This window comes from Methylorubrum suomiense (assembly GCF_022179765.1).
Lineage (GTDB): Bacteria > Pseudomonadota > Alphaproteobacteria > Rhizobiales > Beijerinckiaceae > Methylobacterium > Methylobacterium suomiense.
On the sequence record NZ_BPRE01000038.1, the window covers coordinates 1 to 2,973 of the forward strand.

Consider the following 2,973-nt stretch of genomic DNA (forward strand, 5'->3'; position numbering starts at 1 on the left):
TCGGCCGCGCCAACGTTCCCGATCCGTGGGAGCCGGGCGCCTACCGCGAAGTCCATGTCAATCGGCGTGTCGACGTCCTGGCGCAGGAGCTTGCCGCCAAGCGCATCGATCAGGCGGAGTTCGAGGTCGGTCGGATGGTTCAGGCGGTGTTCGAGCGCGGGTCCGGCGCTCGCCTCGGCTCCGGCGGCTGGTCGCAAGGTGGGTCCCGAGACCAAACCATCGCGCACGAGCTGGCGATCATCTACGCGCTCGACGATGCCGAACGGGTCCGTAAGTTCACCGCCCGGCTCCAGGAGGCCATCGGCGGCGTCGGGGTCCGCTTCCTCCGCGCCATCCTGGCGGAGGGCCACAGCTTCGCAGCCTACGCCGCGCGCACCGGCAAGGGTTCGGGCGATCGGGCGGCGACCGATGTGGCGAAGCGGTTCCGGTGGCTCCTGGAGGCGCTGACCGAAGCACAGCACACCGCGACGGGGGCGACGGGGCAGGCGATCCGGGCCACGCCGCAGCCTCGACAGGTTGGGCGAAACGCTACACTTGATACATTGTCCTAAGACGCGCGCCCGAAACCTCAGGTCGCCGGGCGTCCATTTGTCCTTTTTGGCTACCACTCCACTTAAAGGCAACGGCGTGGACCCCAAAAAATGTTAGGCTATATTAATAACTGGCGGGATATGGGCCACGCCTAACAACGCGCTGATAGTACCCGCTGCTCTTATAGGGTTCGCCCTTAAGTATTATTGCAAATTGTCTCGGCGTGCAGAAAGTAATGGTGTCCCGAGTAAATCCAACGATATTACTTAGGAAGCAAGGCTCGTTGCTGTCATTTAGCCGAGAAAATTTTCTTTTAACATCCGGACAATAGGTCATAAAGCCTGACGGGGCATATTGTACTTGAGCACATTCAGATGCACTGCTGTTTTTAACGTTTTTTGTTTCTAAAGTAATTTGTGCTGGCTTTTCCAATCCGCGAGGTGGATTATTGTCAGTCGGCGTTTTTTTGTTGGCAGTTTGCTTTTTTTCATTTTCACAAATTTCAATGGCAGGACTGCAAGCTGATTTGCATTCCGGGGAATCTTTTGCTGAAAATTCTTCGCATATATTGAAACATTTTGTTTGCTGATCGCATGCCGATGCCTCTGCCTTGTTGCCGCTGACAATACTAGCTAAAGTCACAAACACATAGATTGTTTCTTTTGAGGCCATTTTTCAATTCCCGCATTGAAGAGGAAGTTTTCTAGCGCAGAGACTTTTACAACTTGATGCGAGCCCACCGACTGTCGACATCCTGGCTTTACAGTCTGTTTCACACGATAGACAAGCGGTCTTCTCGTTTTGATTGACAATCCCTGTACATTGATTGCCACTGCGAACAATATACCATCCCTTCTCAGATCCCGAATTTTTGATTGTTAATGAGGCTTGCATGTTGCAACAGGTCTGTTTATCAACGGCTTCGTTTAAACATTTATCGTAATATTCGGCTCCAGCACTATAGCCATTCGTTTGTTCAACTATTTTTTTCATTCTTTGGCAATGTGCGGAATCGGATGAATAGGATAGATGACAAGTGTTCGATTGAGCATGCGACACTGATGCGCCAATAAGAAGTCCAACGATAGCTACCACTATTTGTATCATGTTATGTTCCTATAAGGTGAGCGCTTATTTATAATCACGGAACTCATATTGACCGTTTATTGCGTCTTTATAGTACTTGATACCTTTTATGAATGTTTTTTCGAGACAAATTGGATCGCGCCCGCATAAGCGGCGCTCCCGCATGAGGCCTTGAGCTAGTATTAATGCGGCGTCCTTGCCGAGCAGTCCCACGGAATACCTAAATAATATAGCTGAGGTTAGCTCCAGTTTTGCCAAATTTTCATTTGAACAAATCGCAATTTCGTCTGATCGAGTTGCTTTGTTGCAGGTAAAACTAGTTTTTGCATGCGCAGGGATGGATAATAGTACAAGGCTGGTTATCAAAAAACCGACAACGTTCTTCGACATGGCATCGTTTCCGAATCAATTACATAACAAGTAATCCATTAAATCGATTTGAGCAACCGGAGTGGTTTCACGATTAGTGGCTGTTATCAATTTTTTATTTTATCAGATTTCTGATCATGTGCAGATTGATGAATTATATAAATCGAAAACTATATTGGTTTATTAAACAGCTCTAATTTATAGAATTATTGAAGTAAATGCACGCAAAAATTATTTTTTACAAATCCAACTCAATGATAAAAATGCCAATCAAAATTAGAGCGACTGTAGAACGCTGTGTGCGGAAACGGCGATATAAATCCTAGTGTTGCCATCAATAAAAAATATGTTGAATTAGAGCCTGATCCAATATGACACCTATATGCAGAAACGGAAAGCGATCTAACACTTGACCCGTCGGGCGAAACACTGCATCTCACTATCTGTCGCGAGACGCGCGCCCGGGGCCTTCCAGCCGCCGGGCGTTTTGCTGTCCGCTCCCCCGATACTGCGCACCTCCCCACAGCCTAGGAGTTGCCCTGGCAGGACGGCTGCCGGCTTTCATGGCATGATCGGTCCTCGATGAGCGCGCACGCCACCCTCACGGCGATTGAGCAGGAGACCGAAGCCTTCTGCCGCCTGCGTTTCACCGACGCCGCCAGCTACCTCGAAGAGAAGGACGCGTTCTGCAAGCGGGTCCGCGCGCTGGTGCGCAAGGGTCGGCAGCAGGTCGGCGTGCCTGAGATGCTGAGCCTCGGCACAGGTCGGCGCACCTATGGCGGGCGGTCGTTCACCGTCGAGTTGCGGATGGGTCGGGGTCGGAAGGCAGGCTGAGCCCCGATCAAAACCCAATCAAGAACGGGTCGGCAAACGCGGATTTCCAAGGTCTCCTGAGATCCTGGAAAACGGGCCAAATCCTCGTCGACTTGGCGCGAAAAGCGCTGCAAAAACATAGGCTTACAAGTGGTCACAGGCTCAAAGCGCTTG

The 2,973-nt window shown here is 50.6% G+C and carries 4 protein-coding genes; 2 read left to right on the forward strand and 2 right to left on the reverse strand.

Annotation, left to right across the window (positions count from 1 at the left end; genetic code table 11):
• Nucleotides 1-551, forward strand: a 551-nt coding sequence (locus MFF26_RS26255; RefSeq protein ID WP_238308955.1) for a hypothetical protein, incomplete at its 5' end; no start/stop codon positions are given.
• Between the two features lie 103 nt (nt 552-654).
• On the opposite strand, the gene MFF26_RS26260 is transcribed toward MFF26_RS26255, so the two are convergent.
• On the reverse strand, nt 655-1,203 hold the full coding sequence (locus MFF26_RS26260; RefSeq protein WP_238308956.1) for a hypothetical protein: 549 nt from the start codon (nt 1,201-1,203) through the stop codon (nt 655-657).
• A 459-nt stretch (nt 1,204-1,662) separates the two neighbouring features.
• Nucleotides 1,663-2,007: a lysozyme inhibitor LprI family protein gene (locus MFF26_RS26265; protein WP_137831625.1), complete on the reverse strand. Its 345-nt coding sequence runs from the start codon at nt 2,005-2,007 to the stop codon at nt 1,663-1,665.
• Between the two features lie 561 nt (nt 2,008-2,568).
• On the opposite strand from MFF26_RS26265, the gene MFF26_RS26270 reads away from it, so the two are divergent.
• Nucleotides 2,569-2,820, forward strand: coding sequence for a hypothetical protein (locus MFF26_RS26270; RefSeq protein ID WP_137831624.1), 252 nt, complete (start codon nt 2,569-2,571; stop codon nt 2,818-2,820).
• The last annotated feature ends 153 nt before the right edge of the window (nt 2,821-2,973 follow it).